Genomic DNA, 17,596 nt, shown 5'->3' with positions numbered 1-17,596 from the left:
ACCAAGATCGAATAATTAGTGCGCTTTCTGATAGACTAGTTAGTCATATCGAACAAAAAAAGAAAGTGCTATGACGGAACGACGCCGCTTTTCTCGTATTATCTATCGTGTACCTGCTACGCTCACTCAAGGGCCAAACCAACTCGATACCACAATTCAAGATTTGTCTTTGCACGGATTGCTACTCGAAACAAGTTCACCGGCAGAGTTAGATCTTCACTCTCCTGTTGAAATCTGTTTCGTATTTTCTGAGTCTGAACAGAGTGTATGTTTAAATGCTAACATCGTTAGTTTGAATCAGAATGCCATTCGGCTTAAAATTAGCAGCATTGATATTGATAGCATTAGTCAATTACGACGTTTCATAGAATTGAATGTTGGTAGTGATGAACTACTGAACCGAGAGTTAGAGCATCTTTCAGATCTCGGGGCAGAGTAATTCACCACTCAACTCAGTAAAGAGCCATGTCTAAAAAAATAACCATGCAGGTCCCGACTAAAAACGGCGATCAGCTTTTTTATTTGGGTCGCACTTCGGTCCTCGCGTTTTTTGCATCCCTACTCGCCCTCCCTGCGGTCATCGGTGGTGCCTGGTATTTGAATCAGCAGCAAGTTGAAAACCAAGAAAACTTGAGCCAAACCATTGCGAAGCTAGAAAGCGAAAAAGCTCAGATAACAGCGCTGTATGAAGAGCAATTAGATACTAATCATTCGCTATCTCAGTCGCTAACAGATAAAAACAACCAGATTCAACTACTAGGCAAACGAGTCTTTGATGTAGAGTCTGTACTTGGCCTCGCAGATGAAGAATTGATCGGAGAAGAAAGCAATCTCGCTCTAGAAGAGCGTATTGATGCTGCCGCCATTGACTCTGCTGTAAGAGCCACCATGTTCCGCTTGATACCAAACGATAGCCCGATGACCTACCAGCGTATTTCATCTTCATACGGCAGTCGTATTAACCCTATTTCTGGTAAACGCCATGTTCACACGGGTATCGATCTCACCTGTAAGCGTGGTGAAGAGATTCTCGCCCCTGCTGATGGGGTTGTGGAAACAGTACGACCAAGTAACAGAGGTTATGGCAACTACCTGACTCTACGTCACTCTTTTGGTTTCTCGAGCTCGTTTGCTCACCTAAGCAGATTTAAAGTGAAGAGCGGTCAATTCGTCAGTAAAGGCGATGTGATTGCAAAATGTGGTAATTCCGGTAACTCAACTGGCCCACACTTACACTATGAAGTGCGCTTTTTGGGTCGTGCGTTGAACCCTCAATACCTGATGGATTGGACACCTGAAAACTTCAACTACGCGTTCGAAAAAGAGAAAAAGGTGAAATGGGGACCATTGGTTCAATTGATTGATAATGTCGTTCGTCTGCAAATCAACCTGACTAACTCACCCTACCGTGATACCAGTATTAGCACAGTATCGAGTGAAGACAACAGTGGTACATCGACCAACTGATCATCTCTCGGCATCCAAATAAAAAAGAGCAGCCTGTGAGCTGCTCTTTTTGCATCTAAAATCAGTGCTTATCCACGATGGATATTATCGTTAGCTTGTTTGAGTAGGTTCTGACTCTCATTCATAAATTGCTGCGAGTACTCGCCAAACCAATCACTCACTTGTTCAAAACTTTCGACAAACTCCGCTTTGTCTTTGCTATCCAATATGCTTAGCGCTTCACCAAAACGTTGGTGGAATCGCTTAATCATGTCGATGTTCTCTTGCGACGAAAGAATGATGTCACCGTAGAGGTTTGGATCTTGACCAAACAGACGCCCTACCATCGCTAACTCCAAACGGTAAATTGGTGAGCTCAGTTTGAGCAGTTGTTCAATGTTTGGATTCTCTTTGCTTAAGTGCATACCGTAAGCAAACGAAGTGAAGTGACGCAGCGCCTGAATCAAAGTCATGCCATGATCGTGCTCTTGCGCATCAATTTGGCACAGACTTGCGCCCCAAATACCAAACTGTTGCAATAGCCATTGGTATTGATCGTTACCACGACCATCACAGTACACAATCACCTGCTTCGCTAGGCTCGGAACATCTGGGCCAAACATTGGGTGTAAACCAACTACGGGGCCTTGATGCACATTCAACATTGCTTGCAAAGGCTTCGACTTAATAGAAGTCAGGTCACACAGAATGCAGTCTTTTGGCAGGTTGCCTAGCTTTTCAATCACACCTTCTGTTAGATGAATCGGTACAGTAACGACAACCAGCCCCGCATCTTTCAGGATGTCGTCAGCATGATCCCAGTCTTTACTACCCAGCACTTTAACTTGGTAACCAGATAGCTTAAACATTCGGCCAAACAAACCACCTAACTGGCCATTACCACCAATAATGACCACTGAGCGCAATTCTGGGTTCAAACACTTAAAACCGGAATCTTTCTCGCTGGCATAAGACTCACGCATAGTTCGACGAAGAATGTCTTCAATCAGCTGTGGGGGGGGATTCCCATTTTTTCAGCTTCAGCTCGTCGTGACGCCAGCATTGCCGCCTCACGATCTGGGGCATAAATTGGCAAACCATGTTCGCTTTTTACTTCACCCACTTGCTCTACTAGTGCTAAACGCTGAGCTAATAGCTCTAGCATTTGCTTGTCGACTGCATCAATCTGATCGCGTAATGCGTTAAGTTCAACTGCCATTGATGTTCCTTAAATCCCGTGTTGTTAGCCTTTTAGACGATTCTCTAAGAAAGGCACCAGCTCTTCGTGTGCATGACGTAATAGTGCCTCAGTTGAATCCCAATTGATACATGCGTCGGTGATCGATACGCCGTATTTCATATCTTCAAGAGCTAGCTCAGAAGATTGGTTACCCTCATTGATATGGCTCTCAATCATCAAGCCGATAATCGACTTGTTGCCTTCACGGATTTGGTGAATCACGTCTTCCGCAACCAATGGCTGACGACGGTAATCTTTACGTGAGTTTGCATGGCTACAGTCCACCATTAATGAAGCATCAAGCCCAGACTTCGCCATTTCTTGCTCACATTCTGTCACTGATACTGAATCGTAGTTGGTTTGCTTACCACCACGTAGAATCACGTGACCATTAGGATTGCCTTGTGTAGTAAGTAGCGCTACCTGACCTTCACGGTTAATCCCCATGAAACGGTGACTAGAAGAGGCCGCCTGCATCGCGTTAACAGCGGTTGCCAAGCTACCGTCCGTACCATTCTTGAAGCCAATCGGCATAGAAAGGCCACTTGCCATCTCGCGGTGAGTTTGTGACTCAGTCGTACGAGCACCGATCGCTGCCCAGCTAAAAGTATCTGCAAGGTATTGTGGACTGATTGGGTCAAGGGCTTCTGTTGCTAGCGGGATTTCCATCTCAGCCAATTCAACCAGCAGTTCGCGACCAACATGCAGACCGTGTTCAATGTCGAAGCTGCCGTCTAGGTGTGGGTCATTGATCAGGCCTTTCCAACCAACCGTGGTTCGAGGCTTCTCAAAGTAAACACGCATTACAATATACAGTTGGTCGCTTAGTTGTTCAGAAAGAGCTTTTAGACGCTTTGCGTAATCCTTCGCAGCTTCAACGTCATGAATAGAACATGGTCCACATACAACAAGCAGACGATGATCTTTTTTGTGAATGATGTCAGCGATGGTTTGGCGAGACTCTTGAATAAAACGACGTGCCTTTTCACTCAAAGGAAGCTTAACTTTTAGCTCCTCTGGCGTGATCAGTACTTGTTCTTCGCTGATGTTAATGTTGCTCAATTCACTTCTTTGCATAACTTCGACCTGTATATTTTTATTTACACCCAACCAATTCCTTGGTGAGACAACTAAGCTTTATCGACAAGATAACAGGCTAAAAAAGAAATTCAAGTGTACACAATAAAAAACATTCAGTGTAAAAATAAATTTACACGCAAATAAAAAGCCGAAATGCAGGGCACTTCGGCTTAAAATAGGTGTTTTCGACACTTTACGTATATCCCAAGTAAAGCAGCACTTAGGCTTTACATGGCTAACCAAGCAATCGCTTCATGGCCTCAGTGGCGTCTTTCCACTCATGAGACAATTTTAACTCGGTTAGTGAAAAGCTTTGTTTTTTCAGCAAGGCATCAGCAAGAGAAACGGAAGTAATTGGCAGGTTATCGAGTACTTCTACTTGCGCATCGCGCTTGTTGCAAACCAACAGCATGTCACAACCCGCTCTTAATGCTTGTATACCACGCTCAGCAGGACCGCCCATGATCGCAGCGCCTTCCATGGTCAAATCATCAGAGAAGATCAAACCTTTAAAGCCAAGTTGCTGGCGCAAGATTTGTTTTAGCCAGTACTCTGAGCCACTTGCAGGTTGATCATCATAATTTGGGAAAATGACATGAGCAGGCATCATCGCATCTAAGATGCCAGCATCGATTTGCGCTTTGAAAATAGCCATATCTTGCTCAAAGATATCACTACGCTCGTCGTACGGCGTCTCTAGGTGTGAATCGGCAATCACACCGCCATGGCCCGGGAAGTGCTTACCTGTTGTTGCCATACCGACACTCTTCATGCCCTGCATATAAGCGGTGCTATGACGCAAAATGGTATCCATATCCTCACCAAAAGCTCGGCTGCCGATCGCCTTACACTGATGACCTTTATCCAACACAGGCGCGAAGCTTAGGTCAATGTCATGAGCTATCAACTCTGCAGCCATCACCCAACCACCCATGCGTGCCAATTCTTCACTGTTTTGGTGTTTGGCGTATTCGTCTGCCGCAGGAATCAGAGAGAAACCTTCACGGAAACGCTGAACGCGCCCGCCTTCTTGGTCAACACCAATCAAAATCGGACGTTTCGCCGCTTTGCGGATAGATTGGGTAAGAGCTTGAAGCTGCTCGCTGTCGTGGTAATTACGCGTAAATAAAATCAAACCACCAACCGTTGGATGCTCCAAAATTTCTCTGTCTTCTGCAGTCAGTTCATAGCCTGCAACATCAACCCATAACGGTCCCATTTTTTCTCCTCAAAATCGGCTGAATATCTCGTATTCGATGAGGTTATTCGCTTCAGAATTGCTTTACAATAAGTGAATCGAAGAATTGACGGAATTGGCTGTGAATCTTAACAAACTGTATATCGGTGTGATGTCTGGAACCAGCATGGACGGCGTAGATACCGCTCTGGTTGAAATCGAAGATAACCGTGTTCGCTTAATCGCACACGATGACTATCCAATGCCCGCTCATATTAAGCAGACGCTACTGTCGGTTTGCACCGGCCAAGGCACGAACCTTAAAGTCATTGGTGAGCTTGACCACCAGCTTGGGCACCTATTTGCCGATGCGGTTTTACAGTTGTTAGATAAGTCTGGCTACTCTGCTGAGCAAATCCGAGCCATTGGAAATCATGGTCAAACCGTGTTCCACCAGCCAACAGGCGATCTGCCCTTCACGACTCAACTGGGAGATGCCAACATCATTGCTGTTAAAACGGGTATTGATACCGTGGCAGACTTCCGTCGTAAAGACATGGCATTAGGTGGTCAAGGCGCACCACTCGTCCCAGCTTTCCATAAAAGCATTTTTGCCATGCAAGATTCCACTACCGTGGTGCTTAACATCGGTGGAATTGCCAATATCTCGGTACTGCATCCTGAGCAAGCTGTGATTGGCTACGATACCGGCCCAGGCAACACGTTGATGGACGCATGGTGTGAACAACACACGGGACAAGCCTTCGACAAAGACGCAGGATTTGCTCTGCAAGGCAACAGCGATGCAGCACTGCTAACTCAACTCTTAGCAGAGCCTTACCTCTCAATGTCGGCGCCTAAGAGCACAGGACGAGAGCTGTTCAATATCGATTGGCTACATCAACAGTTGGCCCACCACAATACCTCCGCACAAGATGTACAACGCACGCTGTGTGAATACTCGGCGAAGACCATTGCAAACGAAGTGGAGAAATTCACGTATGGCCAGCAGCCACAGTTGTTGGTGTGTGGAGGTGGTGCGAGAAATCCCCTACTGATGCAGCGTTTAGCGGCACTTCTACCGCAGTGGCAAGTCGCAACAACCGATGAAAAAGGCGTCAATGGCGACTACATGGAAGCCATGGCGTTTGCTTGGCTCGCTCAGCGACATATCGACGGACAGCCGAGCAACTTACCTGAAGTGACTGGCGCAAGCCGTCTTGCTTCGCTTGGTGTGCTCTATCCTAAAAACTAAATGTGTTGTGCCAGACACAACGACAAGATAAACAAAAATCAGTATTCAAAAGGCTTAAACCACTATGACAAATGACGCGCTTATTGCTGCTCTTGCCCATCTTGTATCAGAGGGGCGCAACCCAGATACGATGGACATCGACTTGTTACCATCTCTGGACATTGTTCAGCGTCTTAACCAGCAAGATAAACTTGTGCCGCTTGCGGTAGAGAAAGTGCTGCCAGAAATCGCACTCGCGGTGGATAAGATCACCGACGCATTTAAAGTCGGCGGTCGTCTGGTTTACATGGGCGCGGGCACCAGTGGCCGCTTAGGCGTGCTTGATGCGTCAGAATGTCCGCCAACCTTTGGTGTATCTGACAAAATGGTGATTGGTTTGATTGCAGGTGGCCCTGAGGCGATTCTCAAAGCCAAAGAAGGCGCGGAAGACTCTCCAGTTCTAGGCGAACAAGATTTGAAAGACATTGAGTTCACCAGCCGCGACGTGGTGGTGGGCATTGCCGCTAGTGGACGTACACCTTATGTGATTGGCGGTTTGGAGTACGCCAATGAAATTGGCGCGACAACTGTGGCGCTATCTTGTAATCCAGATTCTCCCATTGCAGACATCGCTAACATCGCGATTTGTCCTGTTGTAGGCCCAGAGGCATTGACTGGTTCAACACGTTTGAAATCGGGTACCGCGCAGAAATTGGTTCTGAATATGCTGACCACAGCAAGCATGATCCGTTTGGGTAAGAGCTACCAAAACCTGATGGTCGATGTGAAGGCGACCAACAACAAGCTCGTCGCGCGTGCCGCACGTATCGTGATGCAAGCGACCGATTGTAACAAAGAGCAAGCAACCGAAGTACTCAAACAAACGGATTACGAAGTGAAGTTGGCGATCTTAATGATCCTGACCGATCTTGATATCGATTCCGCTCGCGCGCACCTGCATCACCAAGATGGCTTCTTGCGTAAGGCTGTGGAAAGCCACCAGCCCAAATAGCGGAGCTGATGGTAAAATTAAAACAAACAAAAAGGAGACCTCAAGGTCTCCTTTTTGTTCTGGTATCAAGAATTAGTCTTCGTACAACCATTCATCAAATTCTTGGTTAAGCTTGTCATTCGCTTTACGTTTGATGTGTTCGGGATTCGCTATGTTCTTAACGTTATCCACTTTGTTGGTGTACTTGCGCGTGGTTTGGTTTACTTCACGCTTTACCTGATTCTCTACATAAGTGCCATCGGTGATCTCTTTGATATTACGCTTAGTGTGATTGATGGTGTTGGTAATACGATGCTTGTCATGATCGTACTTACGCTTCATCTTTATCGACTCTTTCAATACATTGGTTGCACCAACCGTTAGGGGAAAGAGCGCCAATGCGACCAAAAAGATCTTCTTCATATTTCTATTTCACTTCTGATTGAATCTGATACCACCAGTAAACCAAAGCAATAAAATTCAAATGTCAGAAGATTAACAGGGGGGATTGCCGTCTTGATTATGAAACAGAACTAGTTGCTGTATTCATTCCAACCGCGTTGCCATTCCATACGGAACTTCTGCGCTTGGGGCGTACCTTCACACACACCTTCATAATACTGACCAGACAAGCCCATTTGGTAAGCGAAATCCGGATTGCAGTATTCCGTCACACCTTCTAGATAACCTTGGTCATAGTCACCTTGCTGAGCATTACCGAGTTGATTAAGCTCTTTCACTGTGCGAGAAGTATGCCCTGCAATACCATCTTGATAACCGATCTGATACCAGTCACCAGATTGCGCCAATTCTTCCGTGGTTGCCGCGCACCCAGCGAGTAAAGCCAGCGCCAAGCCTAACGTTGCCTTTTTCATCATTCTTCCTTAACTAGTTGTTTTCCAAACAAGCTTACCACTAAAGCCTGTGCTTTGCCGCTGCTGTTTCGATTTGACCGCTGAGTTTCTCCTATGACCACTCACAATATATAACGACCATTGAACACCGAATTCCACCACTCAATGGATACCCCGACCACTAAGCAAACGATAAAACCACTTAATCCTTATATCGACCACTCGCTTCTCTATTCGACCGCTCATCCATAGAGCGAATGCGCTTAACAAAAGAGGCGAATAAGATACATCCTGAGCTTAAAAAATTACCCTACCTAATAAACCAAGGACAATTGCTATGATGTGGTTTCTAACCTGTGTCGCAGCCCTCATCGGCGGATACTTCATCTACGGCGCTTTCGTTGAGAAAGTTTTCGGTATCAATGAGAATCGCCAAACTCCTGCCCATACGAAAACCGACGGTGTTGACTACGTTCCAATGTCAACCAAACGTGTTTACCTTGTTCAACTACTTAACATTGCTGGCGTTGGTCCTATCTTCGGTCCAATCATGGGTGCCCTATACGGCCCAGCGGCAATGTTGTGGATTGTTGTAGGTTGTATCTTCGCAGGTGCGGTACACGATTACTTCTCAGGCATGCTTTCTGTTCGTAACGGCGGTGCATCAGTACCAACGATTACCGGTCGCTATCTAGGTAATGGCGCAAAACACTTTATGAACATCTTTGCCATCGTCCTATTGCTTCTTGTTGGTGTGGTATTCGTCTCAGCGCCAGCAGGCATGATCACTAACCTAATCAACGACCAAACCAGCCTAAGCGTGAGCATGACAACCATGGTTGTGTTGATTTTCGCTTACTACATCATCGCGACAATTGTTCCTGTAGATAAAATCATCGGTCGTTTCTACCCACTGTTCGGCGCACTCCTGATCTTCATGTCTGTTGGTCTTATGACAGCGGTTGCGTTCTCTAGCGAGCACACGGTAATGGGCGACTTCCAAGTGAGCGACATGTTCACTAACTTGAACCCGAACGATATGCCCCTATGGCCAGCGCTATTTATCACTATCGCATGTGGTGCAATCTCTGGCTTCCACGCAACTCAGTCTCCACTGATGGCGCGTTGTATGGAGAACGAGAAGAACGGGCGCTTCGTATTCTACGGCGCAATGATTGGTGAAGGTGTTATCGCGCTAATCTGGTGTGCTATCGCTTTGTCTTTCTTCGGTACACTTGATGGTCTAGCAGAAGCTGTGAAGAACGGCGGTCCTGGCAATGTGGTATACAGCGCGTCATTTGGTCTACTAGGTGTATTCGGTGGTGTGATTGCTTTCCTTGGTGTTGTTATCCTACCAATCACATCGGGTGATACAGCGTTCCGCTCTAGCCGCCTGATTCTTGCTGAATACTTCGGCATGGAACAGAAAACACTGCGTAACCGCCTGCTAATGGCTGTACCACTGTTCGTTATCGGCGGCATCCTGACTCAAGTAGACTTCGGTATCATCTGGCGCTACTTCGGCTTCGCAAACCAAACAACAGCAGTAATGATGCTTTGGACGGCGTCGGCTTACCTACTACGCCACAACAAGTTGCACTGGATTACCACCGTACCAGCAGTGTTCATGACAACCGTATGTGTGACTTTCATTCTAAACAACAGCACACTAGGTTTTGGTCTGCCGATGCAAATCTCGACTATCGCTGGCGTTCTATTCGCACTAGCGGCGGCGGGTTACGTTATCAAGATTTCTAAAGGCAAAGGTGAGACTGAACTGGCTGATGAAGAGAAACCACAAACAGCCTCAGAAACCGCATAATGAATCCCTTCGCTTGCTAACCGATTCATTATCAATGTCTGGATAAACCAAGAGCCTGCCCTTTGCAGGCTCTTTTTGTTCCTCTTCGAAGATTTAATTCACTTACAATAAAAACATCATTTTTAGGTTAGGTTCGTTATGGAACTGGTCATCTCCCTTTTACAACAAATGTGTGTTTACTTAGTGCTGGCTTACATGCTGAGTAAAACGCCGATCATTTTACCTTTGCTGAGTATCTCTTCTCGCCTCAGTCATCGGCTCATTTGTTACGTACTCTTCTCTGGCTTTTGTATTCTAGGAACCTACTTCGGCTTGCACATTAATGATGCTATTGCCAACACTCGTGCTATTGGCGCTGTGATGGGAGGCCTGTTTGGCGGACCTGTAGTGGGTTTTGCAGTGGGATTAACCGGAGGCATTCACCGCTATACATTAGGGGGCTTTACAGATTTAGCCTGTGCAATCTCTACCACGGCAGAAGGCTTGATTGGCGGCCTGCTACATGTCTACCTAATTAAGCGAAAAAAAGGCTCGATGCTGTTTAACCCCAGTGTAGTCTTCAGCGTGACCTTTGTAGCGGAGATTGTGCAGATGATCGTCTTACTCGCCGTGGCCAAGCCATTCGAGCAAGCCTATGAACTCGTTTCTGCCATTGCGGCTCCGATGATCATTGCCAACTCAGTCGGTGCAGCACTGTTCATGAGCATCCTACAAGATCGTAAAACCATTTTTGAAAAGTACTCAGCAACCTTCTCTCGACGTGCATTGAGCATTGCCGACCGCTCTGTCGGCATTCTTAGCAACGGATTTAATAGTGAGAACGCCGATAAGATTGCCCGTATCATCTATGAAGAAACCAAAGTCGGCGCGGTCGCCATTACCGACCAAGAAAAGATTCTGGCTTTCGTTGGTATCGGGGATGATCACCATAGGCCAAATACTCCAATTTCATCGCAAAGTACACTCGATTCAATGGAGAAGAACGACATCATCTACCTTGATGGCAGTGAACGCCCTTACCAATGCTCATTAGCGAAAGATTGTAAGTTGGGCTCTGCGTTGATCATTCCTTTGCGCGCAGGTAAAGAGGTAGTGGGCACCATTAAACTCTATGAGCCAAAACGCAAACTGTTCTCTACTGCGAACATGTCAATGGCGGAAGGCATCGCTCAGCTTCTATCGAGCCAAATCTTGTATGGCGATTATCAGCAACAACAAACCCTGCTGGCTCAGGCAGAAATCAAACTGCTGCACGCACAGGTGAACCCACACTTCTTGTTTAATGCGCTAAACACCATCAGCGCCATTACTCGTCGAGATCCAGATAAGGCGCGAGAACTGATCCAAAACCTATCGCACTTCTTCCGCAGTAACTTAAAGCAGAACATCAACACCGTGACGCTAAAGGAGGAGTTGGCTCACGTGAATTCCTACTTGTCGATCGAAAAGGCGCGCTTTACCGATCGCTTAGAAATAGAGATTGATATTGAACCAGAACTGCTGGATATCAAGCTACCAAGCTTTACTCTTCAACCGCTCGTTGAGAACGCCATCAAGCATGGTATTTCCAATATGTTAGAAGGCGGCAAAGTGAAGATTTACAGCCAAGCTCATCCTCAAGGTGCGCTGATTACCGTAGAGGACAACGCTGGGAGTTATGAGCCGCCAAAAGAGAATCATTCTGGTTTGGGGATGGAAATTGTCGATAAGCGCTTATCGAATCAATTTGGGCGTGATTCAGCGCTAAAAATTACCTCTCAGCAGCACCAATTTACTAAAATGAGTTTTATCATTCCCCACTCGCGATAAGTACAGTGAAAACGCACAAAGGTAGTCTTGGATGTTAACCGCCCTCGTCATTGATGATGAACAGTTCGCTCGTGAAGAGTTAGCAGAGCTATTGGATGAAACAGGCCAGATTGAGGTGATTGGCGACGCGTCAAACGCCATCATGGGGCTGAAGAAGATCAATGAGCTCAAACCTGATGTGGTGTTTCTCGACATCCAAATGCCACAGGTGACGGGCATAGAGCTGTTGGGCATGTTAGACCCAGAGACCATGCCTTACGTGGTATTTGTGACCGCCTACGATCAATACGCTATCCAAGCTTTTGAAGACAACGCGTTCGACTACTTGCTCAAGCCCGTTGACCCATGCCGTTTGACGAAAACCGTCAAGCGCCTGAACAAAGTAATGAGTCAATCCGCGCTCACTCAGCAACTATCAGCCATCGCGCCCGAGAGCCTAGACCAGATACCTTGCATTGGACACAACCGCATTGTGATCATGGCAACCGAAACGGTTGAGTGCGCTTACAGCGACATCAGCGGAGTGCATGTACGCTCCACCAGCCAAACCGCCAGCACACAGCTCACGCTAAAAATCTTGGAAGAGAAAACCCCATTGGTGCGTTGCCATCGACAGTATCTGGTCAGCATTAAAGCCATCAGTGAGATTAAGCTACTCGAAAATGGACTGGCGGAAATCATCACCAAAACCGGCTTTGAGATCCCGGTGAGCCGTCGTTACCTAAAAGTGCTCAAAGAGCTGCTAGGTATCAGCCACTAGGGGCTGACTCTGACGGAGTTGTGTAAAAATATCCAATTAAAAAAGGCGACCTTGTGGTCGCCTTTTTAGCATTCGAATTGTCTTAATCGACTTGCTTGATTTGCAGCTCTTTTGGTACCTCGAAGAACATGTTCTCTTCACGACCAAGCACTTCATCCACTGCCTGTGCCCCAACCAACTCTTTGATACGATCTAGGATTTGATTAACCAACTCTTCAGGCGCAGATGCACCAGCAGTCACACCAACCTTGCCTTTACCTTCAAACCATTCAGGCTTAATGTCTTCTGGACAGTCAGTCAGGTAGCCAGGCGTGCCGAGTTTCTCTGCCAGCTCTTTTAGACGCGTTGAGTTCGATGAATTCTTGGAACCCACGACCACCATCACATCTACATCGTTTGCAAGCTCACGCACTGCGTCTTGGCGGTTTTGTGTTGCATAGCAGATATCGTCTTTACGCGGCCCTTGAATCTCTGGGAATACGCGACGTAGCTCTTCAATCACATCTGCGGTTTCATCAACAGACAATGTGGTTTGGCTTACGTAGTGCAGATCAGATGGATCTTTTACGATCGCTTTTAGCTTCTCGACATCGGCTGGCGTTTCCACAAGGTACATGCCGCCCGTCTCGCTAGAGTACTGACCCATTGTGCCTTCCACTTCTGGGTGACCAGCGTGACCAATCAGCACCACTTCCATATTTCGACGGCTCGCGCGCGCTACTTCCATATGTACTTTGGTTACCAACGGACAAGTCGCGTCGAATACGGTTAGGTCGCGAGATTTCGCTTCCTGACGAACCGCTTGTGACACACCATGAGCAGAGAAAATCACAATATTATCGTCCGGCACTTCGTGCAATTCTTCAACGAAGATAGCACCACGCTGCTTTAGACCTTCAACCACAAAGCGGTTGTGTACCACTTCATGTCGAACATAGATTGGTGGCTGATACATCTCTAGCGCACGCTCTACGATGCTAATCGCACGGTCAACACCAGCACAGAAACCACGTGGGTTAGCTAACAGGATTTTCATTTCATTGCTCATGGAAGTTATCTTTTATTTGGGTCGCTATTCTACTGACAAAATTTCGACTTCGAAAGTCACGTCTTGCCCCGCAAGTGGATGGTTGAAGTCCACTGTTACTGAGTCACCAGCAATCTCAGTAATGATGCCTGGGATTTCCATACCATCTGGACCGCTGAACGCCATGATTGTGCCGACTTCAACTTCCGCTTCGCCAACAAACTTAGTGCGATCCATATGGTGGATATGGTCTGGATTCGGCATACCAAAAGCGTCAGCAGCTTTTAGTTCGATGGCCTTTTGTTCACCTACTTGTAAGCCTAGTAGGCATTGCTCAAAGTTCTCACTCAAGCTGCCATCGCCCATCACGAATTTAGCAGGCTTCCCCATGTTGTGTGTGCTGTCTGCTACAGAGCCATCTTGCATTTTGATGGTGAAGTGCAGCGTTACTGCTGAATCTTGATTTATTGTTGTCACGTTACTGCTTCCTTGAGGTCATTATTGTTTTTCTTGGTGTATACCCTAAATAGTTGGAGTTGCGGCTAGGCGACAAGATAATTCCTCCCTATGAGCATAGTGCGCTATGTGATTAGGGGGAATTCTCGCAGTCAACAACGCTGCAGCTTCAAATATGACGGGTATACTAAAAAGCGTCGCCAGAATCAACCGACGACGCTTAGGGTTATTCTATATATCGCAAAAGATTACTTGTCAGCGTCCTTTTTGCGGAAGCCATCAAGAATGATCATTGCAGCACCAATACAGATAGTCGTATCTGCAAGGTTAAATGCTGGCCAGTGGTAATTTCCCCAGAAGAAGTCTAGGTAATCAACAACAAAACCATGAACTACGCGGTCAAACACGTTACCCACTGCACCACCGATAATCAATGCATAGGCGATATTGTTCCATTTTTCTTTCGCAGGGAGCTTGCTCATCCAGTAAGTCAACAGACCTGTCACAACAAACGCGATACCTGTGAACAACCAGCGCTGCCAACCCGCTTGATCGCTCAAGAAGCTGAATGCTGCACCGTAGTTATGAACATAAAGTAGGTTGAAGAATGGCAGCACCTCAATTCGGTTTGCCCATCCGTAGCCCATGTTGTCCATCACCACCAATTTGATGCCAATATCTGCAATAAATACCAGAATTGCTAACCACAGCCAGCGAACTCCAGATTGCTTTAACGTCAGTGCTTTTTCACTCATTACTTTACCTACAAACAGCCCCAGTAAATACTGGGGCTGTTAATTTTAAAAAAAGTTCAGTCGTTCTAGGCAATTACGCGAATTTACGTACTTCACCTTCGCCGTCTACGTTCGACACACAACGACCACAGATCTTCTCGTGACCTTCGATTGTGCCTACGTCTGGCGTGTGGTGCCAACAACGATCACACTTCTCGCCTTGTGCTGCTGCTACTTCAACGAACAAACCTTCGATATCCGTCGCTTGCGCTGCATCAGTCTTCTCACTTAGAGGCTTCACTGTCGCTGCTGAAGTCAATAGAACAAAGCGTAGTTCATCTTCTAGTTTGTTGATTTTCGCTGCTAGAGCGTCATCAGCAAATAGAGTCACTTCAGCTTGAAGCGCACCACCAATAGTTTTCTCTTTACGCGCATCTTCTAGAAGTTTGTTTACCGCACCACGAGCCGCTTGGATTTCAGTCCAGAACTCGTTGTTTAGCTCTTCGCCTTCAGCAAGACCAAATAGTCCATCGAACCACTCACCAGTGAATACGAACTTGTCGCGCTCACCTGGCATTTCATTCCAGATTTCATCTGCAGTGAACGACATGATTGGTGCCATCCAACGAACTAGCGCTTCTACGATGTAGTAAAGTGCAGTCTGACAGCTACGTTGAGCGTGACCACCCTGCTTCGCTGTGTACTGACGGTCTTTAATTACGTCTAGGTAGAATGAACCCATCTCGATAGAACAGAACTGCATTAGACGCTGAGTTACTGCGTGGATGTTGTACTCATCGTACGCTTTGATGATCTCTTCTTGTGCTGCTAGTGCACGACCAACTGCCCAACGGTCTAGTGCCACCATTTCCTCTGCAGGAACGATGTCTGTTGCTGGGTTGAAGCCGCTTAGGTTAGCAAGGAAGAAACGTGCTGTGTTACGGATACGACGGTACGCATCTGCGCTGCGTTTTAGGATTTCATCAGAAACCGCAACTTCACCAGTGTAGTCAGTAGAAGCAACCCATAGACGAAGGATGTCAGCACCTAGCTTGTTGGTTACGTCTTTTGGTGCAACCACGTTACCGATAGATTTCGACATCTTACGACCGTGACCGTCAACCACGAAACCGTGTGTCAGTACTTGTTTGTAAGGTGCTTCGTCTTTCATCGCGATAGATGAAATTAGAGAAGACTGGAACCAACCACGGTGTTGGTCAGAACCTTCTAGGTATAGGTCTGCGCTGTTGCCGTTGTACTCTTCACGAGCATCAACTACTGAGAAGTGAGTAACACCTGAATCGAACCATACGTCTAGCGTATCTAGTACTTTTTCGTACTGGTCTGCTTCGTCGCCTAGTAGTTCTGCTGAATCAACATCCCACCATGCTTGAATGCCTTTCTCTTCAACCAACTGAGCTACCTTCTCGATAAGCTCTAATGTGTTTGGATGAAGTTCTGCTGTTTCTTTGTGAACGAACAGAGCAATTGGCACACCCCAAGTACGTTGACGAGAGATACACCACTCAGGGCGACCTTCGATCATACCTTCGATACGGCTTTGACCCCACTCAGGCATCCACTCAACACTCTTGATTGACTCTAGTGCTTTAGCACGTAGGCCAGCTTGGTCCATTGATACGAACCATTGTGGTGTTGCACGGAAGATGATTGGAGTCTTATGACGCCAACAGTGTGGGTAGCTGTGCTCGTATGCGTGGTGGTGTAGTAGTGCACCTTTTTCTTTCAGTACTTCTACTACTGCATCATTCGCTTTAAATACGTGCTGACCTGCGAATAGCTCAGTATCCGGTAGGTAAACACCGTTTGAGCCAACTGGGTTAGCCACTTCTAGGTTGTACTTGTTACCAACCGCGAAGTCTTCTTGACCATGACCAGGTGCAGTGTGAACAACACCAGTACCTGAATCAGTCGTAACGTGATCACCAAGGATCGCCGGTACTGTGAAATCGTAGAATGGATGTTGGAACTGAGAAAGCTCTAGATCCGAACCTTTCGCGAAGCCTAGGTTGTGGAAGTGCTCGATACCCGCACGATCCATTACGTCTTTCGCCAGTTCAGAAGCCACGATGATACGCTCAGCTTTGTCACCTTCTGTTTGGATAAGTACGTACTCTAGATCATCACGTAGACATACTGCGCGGTTTGCTGGCAGTGTCCATGGCGTTGTTGTCCAGATAACGATAGATACGTCACCTTGACCTTCATGACCTTCAGTCAGTTCAAACTTAGATAGCAATGCCGCTTCGTCTGCCGCTTTAAAGCGAACATCGATAGATGGCGATACTTTATCTTTGTACTCAACTTCTGCTTCAGCAAGAGCTGAGCCACAGTCTGTACACCAGTGAACTGGTTTAAAACCTTTCAGTAGGTGACCTTTGCTTGCGATCTTACCAAGTGCACGGATGATGTTCGCTTCAGTAGCGAAATCCATAGTGCGGTATGGCTTGTCCCATTCACCCATGATACCAAGACGCTTGAAGCTCTCTTTCTGACCTTCAACCTGACCTGCAGCGTACTCACGACATTTCTCGCGGAATTCAGCTGCCGTCACTTTTTGGCCTGGTTTACCTACTTTCTTTTCTACCATCAGTTCGATTGGCAGACCGTGACAGTCCCAGCCTGGAATGTATGGTGCGTCAAAACCTGAAAGTGTTTTGGATTTAATAATAATGTCTTTAAGAATCTTGTTTAATGCGTGACCAATGTGAATGTCACCGTTCGCATAAGGAGGGCCATCGTGCAATACGAATGACTTTTTGCCTTTCTTAGCTTTACGGATTTCACCGTAAAGATCTTCTTTGTACCAACGCTCAAGCATTTCTGGCTCACGATTGGCCAGGTTGCCGCGCATTGGAAACCCTGTTTCAGGTAAATTCAGGGTATCTTTATACTCACTCATCGATTCTTAATTCCGTTATATTGGGCGAAAATTAGACATTATG

General features: G+C 46.7%; 15 protein-coding genes and 1 pseudogene. 7 read left to right on the top strand and 9 right to left on the bottom strand.

The features are described 5' to 3' along the window. Positions 1-70: 70 nt before the first annotated feature. Together B853_RS02400 and B853_RS02395 are read left to right on the top strand one after the other, a co-directional pair. Positions 71-439 carry a PilZ domain-containing protein gene (locus B853_RS02400; protein ID WP_010446041.1) on the top strand — a complete coding sequence of 123 codons (369 nt, stop codon included), beginning with the start codon at positions 71-73 and terminating at the stop codon, positions 437-439. 26 nt (positions 440-465) lie between these two features. Further along, entirely contained in the window at positions 466-1,467 is a 1,002-nt protein-coding gene (locus tag B853_RS02395; RefSeq protein WP_038884899.1) for a M23 family metallopeptidase, read from the top strand. A 68-nt stretch (positions 1,468-1,535) separates the two neighbouring features. Here the strand turns inward: B853_RS02395 and tyrA are convergent. From tyrA to nagZ, 3 genes and pseudogenes are all read right to left on the bottom strand, one after another. Then, positions 1,536-2,665: pseudogene (gene tyrA / locus B853_RS02390) on the bottom strand (bifunctional chorismate mutase/prephenate dehydrogenase). A gap of 24 nt (positions 2,666-2,689) precedes the next feature. Continuing rightward, positions 2,690-3,763, bottom strand: coding sequence for a 3-deoxy-7-phosphoheptulonate synthase (locus B853_RS02385; protein WP_010446034.1), 1,074 nt, complete (start codon positions 3,761-3,763; stop codon positions 2,690-2,692). Between the two features lie 238 nt (positions 3,764-4,001). Next, positions 4,002-4,985 carry a beta-N-acetylhexosaminidase gene (gene nagZ / locus B853_RS02380; RefSeq protein WP_038884902.1) on the bottom strand — a complete coding sequence of 328 codons (984 nt, stop codon included), beginning with the start codon at positions 4,983-4,985 and terminating at the stop codon, positions 4,002-4,004. Positions 4,986-5,085: 100 nt separating this feature from the next. Between nagZ and B853_RS02375 the strand changes: the two genes are divergently transcribed. Both B853_RS02375 and murQ read left to right on the top strand, forming a co-directional pair. Beyond that, positions 5,086-6,198 carry an anhydro-N-acetylmuramic acid kinase gene (locus tag B853_RS02375; RefSeq protein ID WP_038884903.1) on the top strand — a complete coding sequence of 371 codons (1,113 nt, stop codon included), beginning with the start codon at positions 5,086-5,088 and terminating at the stop codon, positions 6,196-6,198. A gap of 64 nt (positions 6,199-6,262) precedes the next feature. Continuing rightward, a complete protein-coding gene (murQ, locus tag B853_RS02370) occupies positions 6,263-7,189 on the top strand; it encodes an N-acetylmuramic acid 6-phosphate etherase (RefSeq protein ID WP_038884904.1) in 927 nt (308 codons plus the stop codon). Positions 7,190-7,261: 72 nt separating this feature from the next. Here the strand turns inward: murQ and B853_RS02365 are convergent, their stop codons facing one another. After that, entirely contained in the window at positions 7,262-7,591 is a 330-nt protein-coding gene (locus B853_RS02365) for a hypothetical protein (protein ID WP_010446029.1), read from the bottom strand. A gap of 110 nt (positions 7,592-7,701) precedes the next feature. Then, positions 7,702-8,043: a DUF2799 domain-containing protein gene (locus B853_RS02360; protein WP_010446028.1), complete on the bottom strand. Its 342-nt coding sequence runs from the start codon at positions 8,041-8,043 to the stop codon at positions 7,702-7,704. A 316-nt stretch (positions 8,044-8,359) separates the two neighbouring features. On the opposite strand from B853_RS02360, the gene B853_RS02355 reads away from it, so the two are divergent. The 3 genes from B853_RS02355 (at position 8,360) to btsR (ending at position 12,413) form a co-directional block, all read left to right on the top strand. Continuing rightward, complete coding sequence (locus B853_RS02355; RefSeq protein WP_010446027.1) at positions 8,360-9,844, top strand: carbon starvation CstA family protein; 1,485 nt, start codon at positions 8,360-8,362, stop codon at positions 9,842-9,844. Between the two features lie 138 nt (positions 9,845-9,982). Further along, positions 9,983-11,653, top strand: coding sequence for a sensor histidine kinase (locus tag B853_RS02350; RefSeq protein ID WP_038884905.1), 1,671 nt, complete (start codon positions 9,983-9,985; stop codon positions 11,651-11,653). 31 nt (positions 11,654-11,684) lie between these two features. Next, complete coding sequence (gene btsR / locus B853_RS02345; protein WP_038884907.1) at positions 11,685-12,413, top strand: two-component system response regulator BtsR; 729 nt, start codon at positions 11,685-11,687, stop codon at positions 12,411-12,413. An 82-nt stretch (positions 12,414-12,495) separates the two neighbouring features. Here the strand turns inward: btsR and ispH are convergent, their stop codons facing one another. The 4 genes from ispH to ileS all read right to left on the bottom strand — a co-directional run bounded on the left by ispH (position 12,496) and on the right by ileS (position 17,553). Beyond that, positions 12,496-13,461 carry a 4-hydroxy-3-methylbut-2-enyl diphosphate reductase gene (gene ispH, locus B853_RS02340; protein WP_038884908.1) on the bottom strand — a complete coding sequence of 322 codons (966 nt, stop codon included), beginning with the start codon at positions 13,459-13,461 and terminating at the stop codon, positions 12,496-12,498. Between the two features lie 24 nt (positions 13,462-13,485). Next, positions 13,486-13,917: an FKBP-type peptidyl-prolyl cis-trans isomerase gene (gene fkpB, locus B853_RS02335; RefSeq protein WP_005447933.1), complete on the bottom strand. Its 432-nt coding sequence runs from the start codon at positions 13,915-13,917 to the stop codon at positions 13,486-13,488. 227 nt (positions 13,918-14,144) lie between these two features. After that, positions 14,145-14,651: a signal peptidase II gene (gene lspA, locus B853_RS02330; RefSeq protein ID WP_005440576.1), complete on the bottom strand. Its 507-nt coding sequence runs from the start codon at positions 14,649-14,651 to the stop codon at positions 14,145-14,147. Positions 14,652-14,724: 73 nt separating this feature from the next. Then, entirely contained in the window at positions 14,725-17,553 is a 2,829-nt protein-coding gene (ileS, locus tag B853_RS02325; RefSeq protein WP_038884910.1) for an isoleucine--tRNA ligase, read from the bottom strand. Between the last annotated feature and the right edge of the window lie 43 nt (positions 17,554-17,596).

It is taken from the genome of Vibrio rotiferianus CAIM 577 = LMG 21460, from assembly GCF_002741985.1.
Taxonomy (GTDB): Bacteria; Pseudomonadota; Gammaproteobacteria; order Enterobacterales; family Vibrionaceae; genus Vibrio; species Vibrio rotiferianus.
This window is presented reverse-complemented; position numbering and strand designations above follow the sequence as displayed.

Excerpts from the sequence above, each read along its gene's own strand:
- B853_RS02395 (WP_038884899.1), top strand. The coding sequence starts at position 466 with ATGTCTAAAAAAATAACCATGCAGGTCCCGACTAAAAACGGCGATCAG.
- lspA (WP_005440576.1), bottom strand. The coding sequence starts at position 14,651 with ATGAGTGAAAAAGCACTGACGTTAAAGCAATCTGGAGTTCGCTGGCTG.
- B853_RS02365 (WP_010446029.1), bottom strand. The coding sequence starts at position 7,591 with ATGAAGAAGATCTTTTTGGTCGCATTGGCGCTCTTTCCCCTAACGGTT.
- ileS (WP_038884910.1), bottom strand. The coding sequence starts at position 17,553 with ATGAGTGAGTATAAAGATACCCTGAATTTACCTGAAACAGGGTTTCCA.
- B853_RS02400 (WP_010446041.1), top strand. The coding sequence starts at position 71 with ATGACGGAACGACGCCGCTTTTCTCGTATTATCTATCGTGTACCTGCT.
- B853_RS02360 (WP_010446028.1), bottom strand. The coding sequence starts at position 8,043 with ATGAAAAAGGCAACGTTAGGCTTGGCGCTGGCTTTACTCGCTGGGTGC.
- B853_RS02355 (WP_010446027.1), top strand. The coding sequence starts at position 8,360 with ATGATGTGGTTTCTAACCTGTGTCGCAGCCCTCATCGGCGGATACTTC.
- murQ (WP_038884904.1), top strand. The coding sequence starts at position 6,263 with ATGACAAATGACGCGCTTATTGCTGCTCTTGCCCATCTTGTATCAGAG.
- ispH (WP_038884908.1), bottom strand. The coding sequence starts at position 13,461 with ATGAGCAATGAAATGAAAATCCTGTTAGCTAACCCACGTGGTTTCTGT.
- B853_RS02350 (WP_038884905.1), top strand. The coding sequence starts at position 9,983 with ATGGAACTGGTCATCTCCCTTTTACAACAAATGTGTGTTTACTTAGTG.
- nagZ (WP_038884902.1), bottom strand. The coding sequence starts at position 4,985 with ATGGGACCGTTATGGGTTGATGTTGCAGGCTATGAACTGACTGCAGAA.
- B853_RS02385 (WP_010446034.1), bottom strand. The coding sequence starts at position 3,763 with ATGCAAAGAAGTGAATTGAGCAACATTAACATCAGCGAAGAACAAGTA.
- btsR (WP_038884907.1), top strand. The coding sequence starts at position 11,685 with ATGTTAACCGCCCTCGTCATTGATGATGAACAGTTCGCTCGTGAAGAG.